We start from the raw sequence: 393 nt of genomic DNA, 5'->3' as shown, positions 1-393 counted from the left end.
GGCGTGCTGGCCATGGTTGGCCTGGGCGATATCGGCGATCTGAAAAACATGCTCAGCATCGACGGCATGACCAGCAGCATTGCCGGCGCGGCCAAGAACGCCGTGGGCAGCGTGGTCGGCAATGTGGTCGGCGGCATCACGTCGAAATATGGCGGCGTGGTCAGCGAAATGAAAGACAAGATTGGCGGCAGCATCAGCGGCGCCATCGGCAGCGCGGCGGACAAGTTCAAATGAGCGAGCATATTCCCGCCTTCAAGGTCAGCATCGAAGACAAGGATTTGACGGCCATCGTCTCGCCGCGGCTGATTAATCTGACCTTGACCCTGTGCCGTGGCGACGAGAGCGACCAGCTCGACATTTCCCTGGACGACAGCGACGGCAAGCTGGCCCTGC

1 pseudogene is annotated in these 393 nt (G+C 61.1%); it reads left to right on the top strand.

Annotated features, from left to right (window positions below):
- A pseudogene (locus ACZ92H_RS29505) lies at nucleotides 1-234 on the top strand (phage tail protein); the annotation flags it as partial.
- Nucleotides 235-393: the final 159 nt, after the last annotated feature.

This window comes from Janthinobacterium foliorum (genome assembly GCF_978021625.1).
Note: the sequence above shows the minus strand (reverse complement) of the source record. Positions and strands in the feature narration are given on the sequence as shown.